Consider the following 18105-nt stretch of genomic DNA (forward strand, 5'->3'; position numbering starts at 1 on the left):
CCGACCGGCACCACGACGACGGGCGGTGCCGGAGCCCGCGCTCCGGCACCGCCCGCCCCCGGGTGCTCCCCGTGGTCCGACCCGGGCTCGTCAGTCCTCGGGTTCCTCGTCGTCATAGACCTCGCTGACATCGAACCGGCAGATCAGCAGCTGCGGGTCGGCGTTCTCGAACGGCTCCGGCAGCCACTCGCCGGGTTCGGTCGGCTCCGCGGCCGCGACCCAGAGCGTGGAGTCGCCCTCCTCCAGGCCGAACTCCTCGCTGCGGGCGGCGATCTCGTCGGGCTCGTACTCACCGAACACCACGCCGATCGCCGCGTTCACCCCGCCGCCCGGGCCACCGCCCGGGGTGAGCGAGCTGTCCAGCCGTTCGGCCTGGCCGCGCAGGCGCTTGGGATCGGTGATCAGGTAGTCGCGACGGATCAGCACGCTGATCGCCTCGGGCTGCTCGGGGCCGTGGTAGCCGCCCGCCCCCTCGTCCCCGGGGACCTCGAAGGGGGTCACCTCGTCGTAGGCCTCGTAGAGGAGCTGGTCGTAGGTGATGGCCGCCGCCGCGAGCTGCTCGTAGGCGGAGAACACGGCGGGATCGTCGGTGGTGGAGGGGCTGGACACCGCTTCGAGATGACGGTCGATGGCGGTCTTGACCGCCTCGGCGGCGGCGCGTACCTCGGCAATGGTGGGCTGCGCGGCATCAGACATGGTGCTGACGCTATCTCCCCCCGGTGCCAGGACGCACAGCGGTTGTCACCTACGCCCGCGATTTCACCGCAACTTCCCCCCTGATGTCCGATCCGGGTGGTTCTGTGACGCAGCTCGCAACCACCTCGCACCCACCTCTCGTACGCTCGGGCACGCTTGGGGGCATGCTCGCGGCGCGCCGGGCGGGCGGGCCAGGCGGGGCGCGGGTGGGGCCAAAGTCGCTTTCGGCATCCCGAGATCGGGGTATCCCGTTCGGCAGGAGAGGCGGAACTGATGCACTGCCAGCGGCCTGGGCGGCGGATCCTCCCGTCACGGCGGGCGACGGCGTGCGGTGCGGCCGAAAATGCCGGGCCCGGTTGTCGGAGGCAGGCCTTAGTCTTGCCTGAAGGTGTCCCCCAGGAGGAGCGTCTTGAGCCCACCGAAGCTGATCCGGCAGCCGGAGTACGAGTACCAGTCCCTGCGTATGCCGCGCGGCACGAGCCGCAACGCGGCACGGCAGCTGCTCACCGAGCACGCCGAGTACGGGCACTGGGAACTGGACAGGCTGCGGCTCTTCCCCGACGGCAGCCGCACCGTACTGCTGCGCCGACGGATCATCCGGCAGGTCAGGAGCTGGTGACACGAAGTACCTGGCCGGCGAGCGCCTGGCCGTAGCGCTCCCCGGACGGCGATCGCCCGCCCGGGCCTGAGCAGCGCAGCGGGCCCGCGTCCGCGGCCGGTGGATTCCGGCCGCGGACGCGGGCCCGACCGCCTTGCGGGCGGTCCCCGAGCAGATCGCGCTCAGACCTCAGCGCTCAACGCTCGGTACTCAGCGCGCCCCGGCCCGGGCCCGGCGGTAGAGCACGCCGCCGCCGAGGAGCGTGGCGAGCCCGGCCGCACCGAGCATCTCGACACCGCCGCTACCCGTCGAGGCGAGCTGGGTCGCGGTGGGCTGCTCGGCCGGGGCGCTCTTCACGACCGGGGCCGACCCGACCGGCTGGGGCGCGGCACTCGGCGCGGTCTGCGGCACCGAGGCCGGCACCGGCGCCGTGACGGGCACGGTCTCCGGCGGGATACCGGTACGGGGCACGCCGGGGGTGACGGGGTGCTCCTTCGCCGGCGGGGTCTGGGTCTCCGGCGGGCAGTCGTCCTTCGAGGGTGCCGGCGGCGTCACGACGGCGGGGCCCGCGTTGGCGCAGGAGTGCCCGAACGCGGGGTGTCCGCCGATGACGGCCGAGTTCCCGCAGGCGTTGACCGGGATGTGCACCGGAGCCTTGACGGAGTTGCCCGAGGCCGTACCGGGCGACCCCACGGTCTCACCGGAGGCCGTGGCCCCGCCCTGGCTGCGCGCCTCGTCCGAGCCCTGGGCAGGGTCACCGGAGCCGCCGCCGTCGGCGTTCGCACACGTGTTGCCGAAGGCCGGGTTGAGCGATCCGCCGATGTCGACGGTGTTGCCGCAGGCGTTGACCGGGATGTCCACGGGGACCTGCACGGAGTTCCCGGAGCCGGCCCCCGGCGAGTTGGCCGCGCCGCCATGGGCCTCGGCGCTCGCGTAGGCGTAGCCGGCGGTCGAGGCCAGCACGCTGCCGGTGGCCATGGCCGTGAGGAGCCCCTTCTTGGCTACATTCCTCATTGTTTCCCCTGACGTGTTGAGAAGACGAGCTGAAAGTCGGAATTACCGAAAGTCCGAATGCCAGACGAAACCCTCGGCTGCACAGGACTTAACGACGCACCACGGCAAAAGTTGAGCCGAACGGAGCCTCTTCACCCGATCGGGCGAAATGCTCCCGGACCGGGACAGAAAGACGTGCCCCCGGGCGGCTACTGGGCAGCCCGGGGGCACGTTGATCAAAGGACCGGCATCAGCTGCCGGGTATCGATATCGCTCAGACGTTCGCGCAGCTGTTGCCGAACGCCGGGCTGAGCGCACCGCTCAGGCTGACGGTGTTGCCGCAGAGGTTGAGCGGGATGTGCACCGGAGCCTGGACGGAGTTGCCCGAGGCCGTACCGGGCGACCCGGCGGTCACACCGTGGGCGCTGGCGCCACCGTGGGCAGCGGCGGCACCCGCACCGGCAAGGATCAGACCACCGGTGGCGGCGGCAACGGCAGCGATCTTCTTGACCTTCATCATTCCTCCTGTTTGCTGGTGCAGCCCGTTCGGCGGGCTGCATAGGAGTGAACGAGGGTGTGGCAAATGGGGTACGGCGCGGCGGCGCCATTCACCCGCAACGGTGACGCCTCGCACACATGCTCACTGCTGATTCCTTGAGCAGAATCGTTTCTGTTGATCTCTTTCGGACTGTCCCAAATCATTAGCTCGGACAATGGGCGCGGCCCGCCCCCGGACTTCCGGGAACGGGCCGCGTGCCGTGGATCTCGACCGGTCAGCAGGCGTCGAGGAAGCGGTCCAGCACCCGGACACCGAACTTCAGCCCGTCCACCGGGACCCGCTCGTCCACGCCGTGGAACATCCCCGCGAAGTCCAGGTCCGGCGGCAGCTGGAGCGGCGCGAAGCCGAAGCAGCGGATGCCGAGGTCCTGGAAGGACTTGGCATCCGTCCCGCCCGAGAGGCAGTACGGCACCGCCCGGGCGATCGGGTCCTCGGCCCTGAGCGCGGACTGCATGGCCTCCACCAGGGCCCCGTCGAAGGTGGTCTCGATCGCCTTGTCCGAATGCAGGCTCTCGCGCTTGACGCGCGGGCCGAGCACCCGGTCCAGGTCGGCCAGGAACTCCTCCTCGTAGCCGGGCAGGAAGCGCCCGTCCACGTGCGCCGTCGCCTGACCGGGGATCACGTTCACCTTGTAGCCGGCGCCGAGCATGGTCGGCTGGGCGGTGTTGCGCAGCGTGGTGCCGATCATCTTGGCGATGCCGCCGAGCACCCGCAGCGTCTCGTCCATGTTCTCCGGGTCGAGCTCGACGCCGAGCGCGTCGGAGAGCTCGTCAAGGAAGGCGCGCACGGTCTTGGTGATCCGCAGCGGGAACTTGTGCCGGCCGAGCCGGGCCACCGCCTCGCAGAGCTCGGTGATGGCGTTGTCGTCGTTCTCCATCGATCCGTGCCCGGCCCGGCCCTCGACCGTGAGCCGCATCCAGTGCATGCCCTTCTCGGCCGTCTCGACCAGGTACAGCCGGACCTGGTCGTTGACCGTGAAGGAGAAGCCGCCGACCTCGCCGATCGCCTCCGTCACACCCTCGAAGAGACCCGGGTGCCTGTCCACCAGGTATCGCGCGCCGTACGTGCCGCCCGCCTCCTCGTCGGCGACGAATGCCAGCACCAGGTCACGCGGGGGCTTGCGGCCGGTGCGCAGCCGGTCCCGGACGACCGCCAGGGTCATCGCGTCCATGTCCTTCATGTCCACCGCGCCGCGTCCCCAGACGCAGCCGTCGGCGATCTCCCCGGCGAAGGGGTCGTAGGTCCAGTCGGCGGCGTTGGCCGGCACCACGTCGGTGTGGCCGTGGATCAGCAGCCCGGGCCGGGAGCGGTCCTCGCCCTCGATCCGCACCACGGTGGAGGCGCGGCCCTTCGCCGACTCGATGATCTGCGGTTCGAGGCCGAACTCGGCGAGTTGCTCGGCGACGTACTCGGCGGCCTTGCGCTCCCCCGGCCCCGAGCCGTCGCCGTAGTTGCTGGTGTCGATCCGGATCAGGTCGCGGCAGATCTCGGCGACCTCCGACTCAGCCGTCGCCCTGGGGGCGCCCGCCGGCTCGGCCTTCGACTCGCTCACGGTCACTCCTCGTCTCTGGCCCGCCCGGCGCACCTCCACGCCACCCCTGCGCCTGAGCCCGGGGTTCTGCGAGCACGGTCGGGGCCCATCCTCTCCCAGCGGCCCGGCCGCGCCCAAGGCCATCCGGGCGTCCGGCGGCCCGCCGATCCGCCTCGCCTGCGCCTCCCGTCCGTCCCCGCTCCCCCTGTCGAAACCCCCGCCGAACTGCGGCCAAACCCCCTCACCGGGTGGTTTTGGGACCTGAAGCCGATCTTTGCTACAGTTATGCATGTCAGCGCGGCAGTGAGCCACGAGGACAGACACCCGGTCCGGGTGGCGGAATGGCAGACGCGCTAGCTTGAGGTGCTAGTGCCCTTTATCGGGCGTGGGGGTTCAAGTCCCCCCTCGGACACAGTGGCAGCGGGTCGGGAGAAATCCCGGCCCGCTTCTTGCTTTTGCCGCACGGTTCCTTGCCCGCGCGTCCCGGTCAGGACAGCAGCTTGGCCTTGGCCCGCTGGTACTCCTCCTCGGTGAGGTCGCCACGGTTCTTGAGCTCGGCCAGTCTTGTCAGTTCGTCGGCGTGACTGCTCGTCCCCGCGCTCTCGCGCACGTACGCGCGGAACTGTTCCTCCTGCTCCTGGGCCCGTTTCAGTGAGCGCTCGCCCATGCCGCGGCCCCGCGCGATCAGGTACACGAAGATGCCGAGGAACGGGACGATGATGACGAAGATCGTCCAGGCCGCCTTCGTTCCGCCGCCCAGGGTGTCGTCGGTGAAGATGTCGCCGATGACGCGGAAGAGCAGCATGAACCACAGGACCCAGAGGAAGATCTCCGCGATGGTCCAGAACAGGTTCAGCAGCGGATAGTCGGATGCCAGCAGCGCTGGGTGCATGGTCTCTCCTGCCTTCGTACGTTCGCGCGTCGTACCTGCGCGTGTCCTCGGGCGCGGTGCTCGCCCGCCGGGCAGCTGCGACGACCGCCCTGCCTCCACCCTGCGCCGGCTCGCGCCCCGCACGCCTCACCCGCTAGGGGTGACGGTGACTCATCCGGCGCCCGCGCCGGCCTCGGGCCAGGCCGTGGCCGGTTCGCGCCGGATGAGGCGGGAAGCGGCGGGCGGGCTCGGCCTCCACCTGGCCGAGCCGGGCGGTGAGCAGCTCCTGCCGGCAGCGGGCGGAAGGATCCGGCCGGCTGGTGTTCGGCCGGGTCTCCAGGATGTGCGCCGCCCGGACGGGCACCCATCACCCGGGCCGGGTGACGGCAACTGGCGGCGGCCGCCCGGCGGCGGTTCAGTGGAAGGTGGCACACGGCACCGAGCCGTCCGGCCGTCCCTGCCCTCCTCGACAGACCCGCCCGCAGACCCGTCCCGCCGACCCCGGTGAGCCCATGCCGAACCCCGCAGTAGCAGGCTCCCCCGCAACGCCGGGCGGACGCGCACTGGCGCCGTCCGGCGACCCGCTGCTCACCGCCAGGTTCGCCGTCCCGGCGCCGCCGAAGATCCTCGTGCACCGCCCGGCCCTGCTCACCCAGCTGAGCGCCGGCGCGCGGGGCCCGCTCACGCTGGTCAACGGCCCGGCCGGGGCGGGCAAGACGGTACTGACATCGCACTGGATCGCCGAGGGTCGCGGGCCGCGCGCCACCGCCTGGCTGACCGTCGAGGCCACCGACACTCCCGGCACCTTCTGGGCGTACGTCCTGGAGTCGCTGCGGCGCGCCGGCGTCCGGATGCCGGCCGAGGTGGGCAGCCCGGCGCGCGCCGAGGGGGTGGACCGGCGGCTGCTGACGCGCCTCGCCGCCGCCCTGTCGGAGGCGCCCGGGCCGGTCGTCCTGGTGCTCGACGAGTTCGACGCCCTCCCGTCCCCCGAGGTCGCGGACGGGCTCGCGTTCCTACTGCGGCACGCCGCGCCCGGTCTGCGCCTGGTGCTGACCGGCCGCACCGAGCCGTTGCTGCCGCTGCACCGCTACCGGGCGGCCGGCGAGGTCACCGAGATCCGCAACGCCGACCTGCGCTTCACCACCGCGGACGCGGCGCAGCTGCTCGGCGGGCACGGCCTCGCGCTGTCCGAGGAGGGCGTGCGGACGCTCGTCGAACGGACCGAGGGCTGGGCGGCGGGGCTACGGCTGGGCGCGCTGGCCATGCAGCGGGCCGGTGATCCCGAGGCGTTCGTCCGCGGCTTCGAGGCCGACCGCGCCAGCATCGCCGACTACCTGCTCAACGAGGTGCTGGAGGCGTACCCCGCGCCCACCCAGGACCTGTTGCTGCGCGCCAGCGTGACCGAGCGCATCCACCCCGCGCTGGCGGACGCGCTGACCGGCCGCCGGGACGCCGAGTGGACGCTGGCGATGCTCGCCCGCGCCAACGCCTTCCTGGAGCCGGTCGACGGCTCCGCCTGGTACCGGCTGCACCCGCTGTTCGCCGAGGTGCTGCACGCCCACCTGCGCCACCGCCGCCCCGGCCTGGAGCCCCGGCTGCGGCGCCGGGCGGCCCGGTGGCTCGCCGACGCGGGCCGGCTCACCGAGGCCGAGGCGCAGGCGGCCGCCGCCGGGGACTGGCGGTTCGCCGCGGAGCAGCTGGTCGGCCAACTGGCCATCGTGCGACTGCTCACCGGTCTGGACGCGGACCGGCTGAGCCGGCTGTTCGCCCCCATGCCCACCGGCCTGCCCGGCCCGGCCACCGCCCTGGTCGAAGCGGCCCTGCGGCTGGGCGACCACGACGCGGCCGGCTGCACCGCCGCGCTCCGGCGGGCCGATTCGCAGCTGGGCGAGGGCAAGGAGCACGGGGAGCGGGACCAGGCCGGCGGGGAGGAACAGGCCGGGGACGACGGCTCACCCGTGGGCGCGGGCCAGGCCAGCGCCAGGCCCGGCGGCGAGGACCGGCGGAGCGCGGCGGTGCAGCCGGCCACCGACCGACCGGGCCGGCCGCCGGCCGCCGACGGCGGCGGGGGCAGCGACAGCGCCCCGCTCGCACGCGGAGACGAGCGCGCCGCCCGGCTCTGCTCGGCCGTGCTGGCGGTCCTCGCCGCGCAGGCGGCCGGTGATCCGTGCGCGGCGGCGGACGCGGCCGCGCGGGCCGAGCGGCTGATGCGCGAGGTGCCGCAGGCGCTGCTCGGCCGGCATCCCGAGCTCCGGGCGCTGGTGCTGGCCGGTGCCGGCGCGGCCGAGCTCGGGGCCGGCCGTCTCGGGCCCGCCGAGCGCTGCCTCACGGCCGCCGTCGCGGCGTGCGGGGCGCCCGGCACGGAGTGTCCGCACTGCGACAGCCTGGGCTCTCTCGCCCTGGTCGAGCTGCTCGGCGGACGGCTGCGGCCGGCGCAGGCGCATGCGCGGGCCTTGCTCGACCTCGCCGAGCGATCCGCGCTCCCGCCGGAGGGCCCGGCCCGGCTGGCCCACCTCGTCCTGGCGGGGGTCGCGATCGAGCGTGACGACCTGGCCACCGCCACCGCGCAGCTCGACCTCGCGACGACGGCGACCACGGCGGCCGGGGCAACCGGGGCGGGCAGCGAGCCGGTCGCCGCGGTGCAGGCCGCGGTGATCGGGGCCAGGCTGGCGCGGGCCCGCAGCGACTGGCCGACGGCGCTCGCCCTGCTGCGCGCTGCGGAGGCCGACCTGCGGGGTGCGGCGCCGTGGACGGCGGACGAGCTGGCCATCGCCGAGTCCGCCGTCCGGCTGGCGCAGGGCGACCCGGACGCGGCGCTCGCGGCGCTGGACGGCGTCGCGTCCGCCCGCCCCGAACACACCGTGGCCCGCGCCCGCGCACTGTTGGCGGCGGGCCGCCCGGACGGCGCGGGCGCCGCCGCGGAGGCGCTCGCGGGCCTCACGCCCGGCGCGCCCGGGTGGGCGTTCTCCTCGGTCTCCAGCGTGTCGGTCACGACCCGGGTGCAGATCCACCTGGTCGGGGCGCAGGCGGCCGAGGCCGCCGGTGACGAGACGGCGGCGCTCATGCTGCTGGGTCAGGCGCTCGCGCTGGCCCGGCCGGAGGAGCTTCGCCGGCTGTTCGTCGAGTCCGGGGCGTGGGTACGACGGCTGCTCGCGCGGGACCGACAGCTGGCCCAGGCGCACGGCTGGCTGCCGCTACCACTGCCCGGCCGTGCGCGCGCCGACGCCGGCGACCGGCTGCCCGCGCTGATCGAGCCGCTCAGCGGCCGGGAGCGGGACGTCCTGCGCCAGGCCGCGCAGATGCTGTCCACCGACGAGATCGCCGCCGAGCTGCACGTCTCCGCCAACACGGTCAAGACGCATCTCAAGAGCGTCTTCCGCAAGCTCGGCGTCACCCGGCGCAGCGAGGCCGTCCGCCGGGCCAGGGCCCTCGGCCTGCTCTGAGCCCTGACCCGCGCGGCGGCGGCGGTCACCCGGGCGGCGCCGGTCTCCCCACTGCGGTACCGGTCCGGTGTCCCGGTCCGATCTCCCGGGTCCGACTCGCCCTGGTCCGATCTCCCCCGATCCGGGCGATGCCTGCCGGCGGCCGAGCACCGACGATAATGGGAAGCAACCGCAGCAGCCTCCGGCCTCGAATGAAGTGCTCCCATGCGCTACGAATTCCGCGTCGCCGGCGTCGTCTCCGAGGCGCTCGCCGAGACCTTCCCCGAACTCGATCGCGCCCCCGTACGCGAGCAGACCTGCTTCCTCGGGCCGGTGACCGACGAGGCTCAGCTCTACGGCCTGTTGGTGCGCTTCCAGTCCCTGGGGCTGACGGTGCTGGAGATGCGACAGCTGCCGGAGTGACCCGCCGGGCTCACCCGCGGCGGGTGAGCCCGGCGGGGGAGGAGATGGAGGAGGAGACATGGCTACGAACCTTCACCCACCCGCGGCGACCGGGACCTGGGCACCGCGGTGGCGGCCGTCGACGAAGCGTACAGCCGGCTGGTGGCCGCGCCGCGAACCGACCCCGAGCTGAAGCACGACCTGCTGCACGAGCTCCAGCACCGCGCCCACGAACTGGCCGAGGCGACCGCTGAGCAGCCTGCCGGGGCGCCGCACGGCCGCCGGGTACGGGTCCGGTGCCGGTGTGTCGGCGCGGAACGCGGTGCCCGCTGGATCGAGCAGCACGTCCGGTGAGCCTGAACGCGTGAACGGCTCGCGCCGCATCGGCCTGCCGTCGGGCGGTCCGGGCTGACGGACCGCCAGGGCCACTGCGGCCGAAATCCGCCCGGACCACCGCCCGGACCAGGGCCGGGGCCACCACCCCGACCACCGCCCGGCCGTGCCCCTCGCGCGGGCGGGCGGCGTGCGTGCCAGGCTGGGCGAAGGGGTGCCACCAACCGTGCCAGGAGGCCGCCATGGCGACTGCTCAACCCGTCAAGCCCGTCCCCGACGAGTACCCGACCGTCACGCCGTACCTGTCCGTGTCCGACGCCGCCGCCGCGATCGAGTTCTACACCGCGGTCCTCGGGGCCGTGGAGCGCGTACGGATGGGCGCGCCCGGCGGCAGGATCGGGCACGCCGAGATCACGATCGGAAGTTCGCTGGTCATGCTCGCCGACGAGTTCCCCGAGATGGGCGCGCGCAGCCCGAAGGCCCTCGGCGGCACGCCCGTCACGCTGCACGTGTACGTGGAGGACGTCGATGCCGTCCACGCCCGCGCGCTCGCCGCCGGTGCGACCGAGCTGGAGCCCGTCGCCGACCGGTTCTACGGTGACCGCAGCGGGCAGTTCGCCGACCCGTTCGGGCACCGCTGGAGCATCGCCAGCCACGTCGAGGACGTGCCGCCGGAGGAGATGCGCAGGCGGGCCGCGGCGCAGTTCGGCACTTCCTGAGCCTGAACCTGAACCGAACCTGAACCTGAACCGACTGAGCCAGAACCGACCGGACCGACGGGACCGCCCCTCACTGCTCGCGCAGCTCCCAGGGCGGCCCGTACGCTCCCACCAGGTCGAGGAAGGGCTTCGGCGGGAGGGCCTCCGGCCCGAGCACCCCCGCGCCCGCCCACTGGCCGGCCGCGATCAGCTCCAGTGCGATCACCGGGTTGATCGCGGTCTGCCAGACCACCGCCTGCGAGCCGTACTCCCTCATCGACCAGTCGTTGTCGACGACGTGGTACAGGTACACCTCGCGCGGCCGGCCGTCCTTCGTCCCGCGCACCCAGGTGCCGGCGCAGGTCCTGCCGTGCATCCGGTCGCCGAGGGTGGCCGGGTCGGGCAGGCAGGCGGCCACCACGTCGCGCGGGGAGACCGCCGCCGGGCGGCCGCCGGCGTCGACGGTCACCGGGTCGGTGCGGTCCAGGCCGAGCTGGTGCAGCGTCCGCAGCACCTGGATGAACTCCTCGCCGAGGCCGTACTTGAAGGTGACCCGGTCGGCCTGGACCCACCGCGGGACCAGCAGGACCTCCTCGTGCTCGACGTTGACGCACTCCACCGGGCCGATCCCGGCGGGGAAGTCGAACACCTCGGGCTCGCTGAACGGCGCGGTGGTGTACCAGCCCCGGTCGGCCTGGTAGATCACCGGCGGGTTGAGGCACTCCTCGATGGTCGTCCAGATGCTGAACGAGGGTGCGAAGTCGTAGCCGTCCACGGTGAGGTCCGCGCCGTCGCGGACGCCGATCTCCTCGATCCGGTCGAACAGCTCGTCCGCGGCGTAGCGCGCGAAGACGTCGGACAGGCCCGGCTCCACGCCTATGCCGCAGAGCGCGAGCAGGCCGGCGGCCTCCCACTCCCCCGCCAGCTCGAACTGGCCGTCGCCGAGCTTGACGCCGCACTCCTCGTACGGGCGCTCGGGGTGCGGCCGGGACAGCGACATCGCCATGTCCAGGTAGCCGGCCCGGCCGGCCAGGGCGGCCCTGAAGAGCGGCATCACGAAGCGCGGGTCGGTGGCGTTGAGCAGGACGTCGCAGCGGTGCTCGGCGAGCAGGGCGGCCACCGCCCGCTCGTCGGACGCGTCGACGCGGGCCGCCACGAACCGGGGGTCGCCCGCTCCACCGCCGAGCGCGTCCACCGCGGCCTGCGCCCTGCTCAGCACGTAGTCGCTGACCACGAAGTGGTCGAAGAAGCCGCGCCTGGCCGCGATCCGGGCGGCCGCCGTACCGACGCCGCCGGCGCCGATCATGAGAATCCGCATCGCGGAGCCGTCCTTTCAGCACGGCCGGCAGTGCCGCGGACGAGCCGGGCGCCGGCCCGGGACGCCCGGGAGGCCGGCCCCAGGGTGCGTGTCAGGCTGTGTCTCGGGGTGCGTCTCAGGGTGCGTCGGCGGGATTCGCCGCGCTCCTGGGGACGTCCGGGTGCCGGAACCAGGAGCCCTGGACGGCCCACTGGATCAGCATCAGCACCACGCCCAGCACCAGCGCGCCGATGCCGATGACGGTGACACCGCCGGTGTCACCGAAGATCGGCAGGTCGATCGAGGTCGAGCCGTACTCCGGGTCGGCGTAGACGCTGAAGGCGCCGTAGCAGAAGAAGTACAGCAGCAGCAGGCCGCCGAGCAGGGGCATCAGGCCCTTGAAGATGAAGTCGCGGGCACTGCGGGTGAGGACATGGCGGTAGTACCAGACGCAGGCGAAGCCAGTGAGGCCGTAGTAGAACGCGATCCCCAGGCCCACCGAGGCGATCGAGTCGGCCAGCACGTTGCCGCTGATGATCGTCAGCAGTACGTAGAAGGCGATCGAGGCCAGGCCCATGCCGATGGTGGACCACGTCGGGGTGAGGTGCCGGGGGTGCACCTGGGCGAACTGCCGGGGGATGGCGCGGTGTGCGGCCATCGAGAAGGAGGTCCTGGCGGTGGGCAGGATGGTGGTCTGGGTGGAGGCCGCCGAGGAGGTCAGCACCATGAAGATCAGCAGCTTGGTCAGGAACCAGCCGACGCCGGTGTCGCCGAAGATGGCGCCGCCGAGGCCGGACAGCACATCGCCCTCGTTGTCGGGGTTGGCCAGGCCGATGCCCTCCTCGCCGACCCCGGCGAAGGCCTGGGCGGAGGTGGAGACCAGCGCGTAGATCAGCAGCAGCAGGACGGTGGAGATCACCGCGGCCCGGCCCGGGGTCCGGGAGCTGTCGGCGGTCTCCTCGTTGACCGAGACGGCCGTGTCCCAGCCCCAGTAGATGAAGACGGCGGCGAGGATGCCCTGGGTCAGCGCGGACGCCGAGGCCACATTGAACGGGTTGAACCAGGACCAGGAGATGTCGATCGCGGTGGGCGGCGGGCTGCTGCCGTACACCTTGACCAGGGCATAGACCGACATCAGCACCAGCACACCGACCTCGATCATCAGCAGCCAGCGCTGGAGCGCGGCGGAGATCTCGATGCCGATGTAGCAGATCGCCGTCATCACCATGATCCACACCACCCCGGCCAGGGTGGTCCAGACGGTGCTGTCGGCGAGTGAGTCCAGGCCGAACAGCCGGAAGCCGTAGATGCCGGCGATCTGCGCGAGGTTCGCCATCACGATGATGTCGGCGACGATGATGCCCCAGCCGCCCATCCAGCCCGTACGCGGGCCGAAGGCACGGGCACCCCAGACGAACGTGGTGCCGCAGTCGGGGTCGGAGGCGTTGAGCTCCTTGTACGCGTAGGCGATCAGGAGCATCGGGATGAACGCCAGCATCGTGATGATCGGTGCCTGGAGGCCGACCCCGGCGACGATGATGCCGAGGGTCGCCGCCAGGCTGTACGCCGGTGCGGTGGAGGCCAGTCCGATGGCCACCGAGGAGAAGAGGCCGAGCGCTCCGGTCTTGAGGCCCTTCTCGCCGGCACCGGACCCGACGACCGCTGGAGCGGCCGGCGGGGAGGGACGGCCGGACGGGTTCGACACAACCCCACCCCGCTCTCTTGGTCGGGCAGGACGCCACGGTGCTAAGGGGAATCGCGTCTCTCATATTACTGCTGAAGGCCTTCGCGCTCCGGTCGAGCAAGGCCGGGGGCGCGTGCCAAGGCCCGGGCGCGGGGCGTGCGCAGGGCCTTGAGCGCGGCGGAGGCCGGGCGGGGCCAGGGCGGGGCCGGGTCCGGTCCCCGCTCCACCCCCCGCTCGGCCGCACCGGGCATTCGGGCTAACGGGCGGCGCCGGCGGCCCGCAGCACGGCGTGCAGGTCCTGCGGGCCGATCAGGCCCACGGCCTGACCGTCGTGCAGCACGACGGCCGTCTCCACACCCCGCTCCGTCAGCTCCGCGAGCGCCGCCACCGCGGGCTGGCCGGCGCCGAACTGGGGCAGCGGCGCACCCAGGTGATCCCCCACCGGATCGCCCGGCGCGATCTGGCCGAGCTCGACCGCGCGCGTCAGCGTGTCCAGCGCGAGCGAACCGCTCAGCTCGGGGGCGGTCGGCCTGCGCTCGCCCCCCGTCGGGCAGGGGCCGGCCGGGAGTACGGGCTCGGCGCCGCCGGCCCGCCGGGCGCGCAGCAGCGCGAGCGCCTCACCGACGGTGGCCCGCCGGTTCACGTATGGCAGGGGCTGCGCCCGCACGGCCGCGGGCAGTGCGTCGCCGACCCGGGCGGCGCTCCCGTCACCGTCCAGGAAGCCCAGCCGCAGCAGCCAGCCGTCGTCGAAGTACTTGGAGAGGTACTGCCGTCCGGAGTCCGGCAGGATGACCACCACCAGGTCGTCCGGGCCGAGACCGGCCGCCACCCGCTCGGCGGCGGCCACCGCGGTCCCGGCCGAGCCGCCGACCAGCAGGCCCTGCTCGCGGGCCAGGCGTCGGACGGTCAGCAGCGAGTCCCGGTCGGTGACCGGCAGCACGTCGTCCACGACGTCCTGGTGGTAGGACTGCGGCCAGACGTCCTCGACCGTCTCCGGATGCCGGAAGTGGCCGGCCGCCTCGACGAAGTACGGCCGGCCGTCGCCGCCGGAGTAGACGGAGGAGGCCGGGTCGGCGCCGATCACCCTGACCGTGCCTCCGCTGGCCTCCTTGAGGTAGCGGCCGGTGCCGCTGATCGTGCCGCCGGTGCCGATGCAGGAGACCAGATGGGTGATCCGGCCGTCGGTCTGCCGCCAGATCTCGGGCCCGGTGGTCAGGTAGTGCGCGCCCGGGTTGGCCGGGTTGTCGTACTGGCCGGCCAGCCAGGCGCCCGGTGTCTGCTCGGCGATCCGCGCCGCCACGTTCAACGGGTGCTCCGGGTCCTCGGCCGGAAGGCCGGCGGGCCGTACCTCCACCTCGGCGCCGAAGGCCCGCAGGGTGGCGATCTTCTCCGCGCTGGTCCTGTCCGGGAGGACCAGCACCGCGCGGTACCCCTTCGCGGCCGCCACCAGGGCGAGCCCGGCACCGGTGTTGCCGGAGGTGGCCTCGATCACCGTGCCGCCGGGGCGCAGCAGCCCGTCCCGCTCCGCCTGCTCGATCATGCCGAGGGCGATCCGGTCCTTGATGCTGCCGCCGACGCTCAGGTACTCCAGCTTGGCGTAGACCGGGGCCGAGCGGCCGTCGTCCGGGGTTCGCAGGCGCACCAGCGGTGTGCGGCCGATGAGTTCGAGAGCAGACTCGTGGACGTCCATTCCCGACACGTTAACGAACCGGGGGCCGTCCGCGGGCGCGCAGGACGCGGGATCCGCCCTGACAGATGTCAGGTACCGGGCGTCGGGGCGCGGTGATTCTCTTGTCGAGGCGGGGCCGCCGGAGACGGACCGGCGGCACCCGGCCACCCAACGCAGCAGGACCACCACCAGCAGAAGGAGAACCCCATGTTCGGTGTGCGCAGGCTGGCCCTGGCCGGCACGGCGGCGATGCTCTCGATCGGCGCCCTCGGTCTCACCGCGACCACCGCCGACGCGGCGAGCGGGTGCTACGGCATCGGCGGCGGCAAGTACAACTGCCACGTGTGGAAGGACGCGACCAGCTACTTCGCGGGCGACCGCCCGGCCGGTGTGCTGCACGCCGGCACCAACTACTTCTACTGCCAGGCCGTCGGCACCGAGCGGGTCGACGGGCCGTACCGCAACAAGTGGTACGCCAAGACGGACGACGACAGCGGCAACCGCGGGGTCTGGGTCAACGTCATCTACCTGTCGGGCGGCGGCAACGACGAGCCCGTGCCCGGGCTGCCCTACTGCTGATCGGGCCCGGTGGCCGGCGGCCCGCTGACGGGGGAGCGGGCCACCGGCCGCGGCCGGGGGATCCTCAGCCGGTGTACTGCGCCAGGTAGCGCAGGACCGCGTCCACGTGCGGCCGCACCCGCTCGGGGACGCCACCGGCGGCCGCCACCGTCTTGTCGCTGGTGCGGTAGCCCGCCGCGATCAGGGCCGGCAGGTCGGCGGTGATGCCGCGGTGCTTGAACTGCTGGTCCAGCCAGCAGGCGTAACTGCCCATCGTGATGATGGCGTCGGGTGGGGACATGTAGTCCTTGCGGCCGTCGTTGTCGCCGTCCTGGGCCCAGGCGTTGAAGACGGCGGGCGTCCACATCGCGATGCCGTACTCCTGCGACTGCGGCCGGGCCGCGTCCGGGTCGAAGCCGCTCTCCGCCTTGAGCATCGCCGCCAGCAGGGCCGGGGTCACCTCGGGCTCGGGGCACCGGCGGGCGGCCCGGTCGATCGGCTCCAGCAGTGCGGCGGGGACGTCGGAGCCGGCCACGATCGCCCCGCGCAGCACGCCGGACGGCGGCGCGGACGGGGACGGGGACGGACCGGTGGCGGCCCCGGCGGGGGCCGACGCCGTCGCGGCGGGCGGCGCCGGCGGGCGGGGGTGCGCGCCGGTGGCGTCCGGCCACCCCGCCCAGAACGCCGCGCAGAGCGCCACCGCCGCGGCCACCGCCAGGCCGGCGCCGGCCAACACGAGGCCGCGGTGGGGCCGGTGGCCGCACCGGGCGGGCCGCGCGGGCGGCCCACCTGCGGCGCGGACCCGCGAGAGCAGCCCGGTCGCGTCCAGGGCGGCCCGCTCGGCACGGTCCGCAGCCAGGCACACGGAGATCAGCGCCCGCCACCCCCCGGGCAACCGCTCGTCGAGCCGCAGCGGCGCGGCGCCGCGGGCGTACGCCTGGGCGGCCAGCGACCTGGCCCGGGCCGTGGCCCCGAGGAAGGGGTGCAGGCCGCCGGTGAGCACCTGGTGCGCGAGCACGCCGAACGCCCAGATGTCGGCGCTCGGCCGCAGTTGCACGCCCCGCGCGCCGGCCCGCTGCGACCACCACTCGGGCGGCACGTGGTCGAGCGAGCCGAGCGGCGGGGCGTAGGCGTGGGTGCCCTCCAGCTCGGCGGTCAGCCCGAAGTCGGCCAGCCGGACGGCGCCGCCGGGCATCAGCAGGATGTTCGCCGGCTTCAGGTCGCCGTGCACCCAGCCGGTGCCGTGCATGTGGGCCAGGCCGGCGCAGACCTCGGCGAGGATCCGGGCGGCCTCGGGCACGGGGGTGCCGGCCTCGCCCTCCTCCAGCAGCTGCTGGAGGCTGCGCTCGGCGCGCTCCATCACCAGGGCCACCGCGCCGTCGAGCCGGGGCCGCTCGGGATCGCACACGGTGACGGCGGCGAGGGTGCGGATCAGCTGGGGGTGATCCGCCTGCCGGCTGAAGTCCAGCTCGCGGCGGACGAGTTCGGCCATCGTACGGCGCTGGCCCGGGGTGAGCAGGCCCGGGCGGAGGAACTTGACGGCGACCGGGGCGCCGCCGTCCACATCCTCGGCCGCGTAGACACTGCCCCAGCCGCCGGATCCGATCAGCCCGGTGATCCGGCGGCCGGCGACCAGGTAGCCGGTCGGGACGTCGAGCGGCGGCCTCCCGGCGGCCTCCGGCACGGGAACGTCGTCCGGCGCGGGAACGCCCGGCACGGGAACGTCGTCCGGCGCGGGAGCGCCGCGCCGTGGGTGCGTGCCGTGCTCTGCGCCCGCGTGCTGCTCTGCGCCGGTGCCGCGCCCCGCACCCGCGCCGTGCCGTACAACTGCTCTGCGCCGTACGCCCGCTGCTTCCCCCGTCCCCGTGTCGTCCATGGTCCGTGACGCCTCCGCCTCAGCCGGTGCGCAGCGGCGGGAGCAGGGCGAGATGGCCCTCGCGGACCAGGTCGAAGCGCAGCGCCAGCGCGACGAGTTCCTCACGCTTGTGGCCGGTGCGGCCACCGCCACCGCCACCCGGCTCCCGGCCCTCCTCCCCGCGCAGGCGGAGTTTGCTGCCGGCCAGGTAGTCGATGTGGTAGTTCACGGCGGAGCGGGTCAGCTCCCCGCAGGCGGGCAGTGAACGCAGGCGCTCCAGCACGTCGTTGACGCCGGGTACGGCGGCGGCGGAGGCGTCGCGCAGACGGGGCTCGCACAGGGCCAGCAGGACGAGGAAGTACTTGGACGTCGGGTCCAGCGCGAACGGGCTCACCGTGTGCTCGCCCGCGCCGGGCCCGGCGCCGTCCGCCCCCAGGTGGTCGGGGTCCGCGTCGAGGTAGGCGTGCTGCGGCGCGAAGACCTTGAAGTGGGTGGCGCCGCCGAACGAGGGCAGCACCACCCGCGAGAACTCGAACGGCACCGGCGCCCCGAGCCGCCCGGGAGCCACCTTGACGTGCTCGCCGGCGCCTTCGAGGTTCTCCACGACGTACGTGGCGCAGCCGCTGAAGTTGGACAGCCGCCAGTAGTCCTCGGCGGCCGTCACCTCACCGGCCTGACGGGAGACGCCCTGGTCCTCCAGCGGGATGGCGGCCGGCCGGCCGGGAGCGCCGCGACCGAAGTCGGCGCTCTCCCCCGGCCCCATCCGCAGCAGTCGCGGCCGCTCGGGCGGGGCGCCGGGCCGGGCCGCCGCTCGCTCGGGCAGCTGCACGATCACCGTGTCCAACGAGCCCCCTCCGGCACTGAAGCGCGAGACGCACACGAAGCATTGTACGCGCTTAGCAAGCGGACGGTCACCCTCGGTCATCGGCGCGGGCTCGG

Annotated in this window: 16 protein-coding genes and 1 tRNA gene; 7 read left to right on the plus strand and 10 right to left on the minus strand. The window is 73.8% G+C overall.

The window, feature by feature from the left end:
- Positions 1–90 precede the first annotated feature (90 nt).
- Positions 91–696 carry a hypothetical protein gene (locus ACIBH3_RS20165; RefSeq protein ID WP_396313363.1) on the minus strand — a complete coding sequence of 202 codons (606 nt, stop codon included), beginning with the start codon at positions 694–696 and terminating at the stop codon, positions 91–93.
- Positions 697–1105: 409 nt separating this feature from the next.
- On the opposite strand from ACIBH3_RS20165, the gene ACIBH3_RS20170 reads away from it, so the two are divergent.
- Positions 1106–1315: a DUF5703 family protein gene (locus ACIBH3_RS20170; RefSeq protein ID WP_396313364.1), complete on the plus strand. Its 210-nt coding sequence runs from the start codon at positions 1106–1108 to the stop codon at positions 1313–1315.
- 189 nt (positions 1316–1504) lie between these two features.
- Here ACIBH3_RS20170 and ACIBH3_RS20175 read toward each other — a convergent pair whose 3' ends face one another.
- From ACIBH3_RS20175 to ACIBH3_RS20185, 3 genes are all read right to left on the minus strand, one after another.
- Positions 1505–2308: a chaplin family protein gene (locus ACIBH3_RS20175; RefSeq protein ID WP_396313365.1), complete on the minus strand. Its 804-nt coding sequence runs from the start codon at positions 2306–2308 to the stop codon at positions 1505–1507.
- A 253-nt stretch (positions 2309–2561) separates the two neighbouring features.
- Positions 2562–2804 carry a chaplin gene (locus ACIBH3_RS20180; RefSeq protein WP_396313366.1) on the minus strand — a complete coding sequence of 81 codons (243 nt, stop codon included), beginning with the start codon at positions 2802–2804 and terminating at the stop codon, positions 2562–2564.
- A 256-nt stretch (positions 2805–3060) separates the two neighbouring features.
- A complete protein-coding gene (locus tag ACIBH3_RS20185; RefSeq protein ID WP_396313367.1) occupies positions 3061–4398 on the minus strand; it encodes a M20/M25/M40 family metallo-hydrolase in 1338 nt (445 codons plus the stop codon).
- Between the two features lie 306 nt (positions 4399–4704).
- On the opposite strand from ACIBH3_RS20185, the gene ACIBH3_RS20190 reads away from it, so the two are divergent.
- Positions 4705–4789: transfer RNA gene (locus ACIBH3_RS20190), tRNA-Leu, on the plus strand.
- Between the two features lie 75 nt (positions 4790–4864).
- Here the strand turns inward: ACIBH3_RS20190 and ACIBH3_RS20195 are convergent.
- Entirely contained in the window at positions 4865–5269 is a 405-nt protein-coding gene (locus ACIBH3_RS20195; protein ID WP_396313368.1) for an SHOCT domain-containing protein, read from the minus strand.
- Positions 5270–5760: 491 nt separating this feature from the next.
- On the opposite strand from ACIBH3_RS20195, the gene ACIBH3_RS20200 reads away from it, so the two are divergent.
- The 4 genes from ACIBH3_RS20200 (at position 5761) to ACIBH3_RS20215 (ending at position 10124) form a co-directional block, all read left to right on the plus strand.
- Complete coding sequence (locus ACIBH3_RS20200) at positions 5761–8691, plus strand: LuxR C-terminal-related transcriptional regulator (RefSeq protein WP_396313369.1); 2931 nt, start codon at positions 5761–5763, stop codon at positions 8689–8691.
- Between the two features lie 204 nt (positions 8692–8895).
- Positions 8896–9093 (plus strand): hypothetical protein, encoded by a 198-nt coding sequence (locus tag ACIBH3_RS20205; RefSeq protein WP_396313370.1) that lies wholly within the window; start codon positions 8896–8898, stop codon positions 9091–9093.
- 141 nt (positions 9094–9234) lie between these two features.
- On the plus strand, positions 9235–9426 hold the full coding sequence (locus ACIBH3_RS20210) for a hypothetical protein (protein ID WP_396313371.1): 192 nt from the start codon (positions 9235–9237) through the stop codon (positions 9424–9426).
- A gap of 221 nt (positions 9427–9647) precedes the next feature.
- Complete coding sequence (locus ACIBH3_RS20215) at positions 9648–10124, plus strand: VOC family protein (protein ID WP_396313372.1); 477 nt, start codon at positions 9648–9650, stop codon at positions 10122–10124.
- 70 nt (positions 10125–10194) lie between these two features.
- Here the strand turns inward: ACIBH3_RS20215 and ACIBH3_RS20220 are convergent, their stop codons facing one another.
- From ACIBH3_RS20220 to ACIBH3_RS20230, 3 genes are all read right to left on the minus strand, one after another.
- Complete coding sequence (locus ACIBH3_RS20220) at positions 10195–11421, minus strand: saccharopine dehydrogenase family protein (RefSeq protein WP_396313373.1); 1227 nt, start codon at positions 11419–11421, stop codon at positions 10195–10197.
- Between the two features lie 115 nt (positions 11422–11536).
- Positions 11537–13105, minus strand: coding sequence for an APC family permease (locus ACIBH3_RS20225; protein ID WP_396313374.1), 1569 nt, complete (start codon positions 13103–13105; stop codon positions 11537–11539).
- A 235-nt stretch (positions 13106–13340) separates the two neighbouring features.
- Positions 13341–14774: a pyridoxal-phosphate dependent enzyme gene (locus tag ACIBH3_RS20230; protein WP_396313375.1), complete on the minus strand. Its 1434-nt coding sequence runs from the start codon at positions 14772–14774 to the stop codon at positions 13341–13343.
- A gap of 186 nt (positions 14775–14960) precedes the next feature.
- Here ACIBH3_RS20230 and ACIBH3_RS20235 point away from each other — a divergent pair, with 186 nt between their 5' ends.
- Entirely contained in the window at positions 14961–15332 is a 372-nt protein-coding gene (locus tag ACIBH3_RS20235; protein ID WP_396313376.1) for a hypothetical protein, read from the plus strand.
- A gap of 64 nt (positions 15333–15396) precedes the next feature.
- On the opposite strand, the gene ACIBH3_RS20240 is transcribed toward ACIBH3_RS20235, so the two are convergent.
- Both ACIBH3_RS20240 and ACIBH3_RS20245 read right to left on the minus strand, forming a co-directional pair.
- Positions 15397–17028 carry a serine/threonine-protein kinase gene (locus ACIBH3_RS20240; RefSeq protein WP_396313377.1) on the minus strand — a complete coding sequence of 544 codons (1632 nt, stop codon included), beginning with the start codon at positions 17026–17028 and terminating at the stop codon, positions 15397–15399.
- Positions 17029–17206: 178 nt separating this feature from the next.
- The gene (locus ACIBH3_RS20245; protein WP_396313378.1) at positions 17207–18010 is read right to left on the minus strand and encodes a serine/threonine protein kinase; all 804 of its coding nucleotides are present in this window, start codon (positions 18008–18010) and stop codon (positions 17207–17209) included.
- Positions 18011–18105: the final 95 nt, after the last annotated feature.

The organism is Kitasatospora sp. NPDC050543, assembly GCF_044457565.1.
Taxonomy (GTDB): Bacteria; Actinomycetota; Actinomycetes; order Streptomycetales; family Streptomycetaceae; genus Kitasatospora.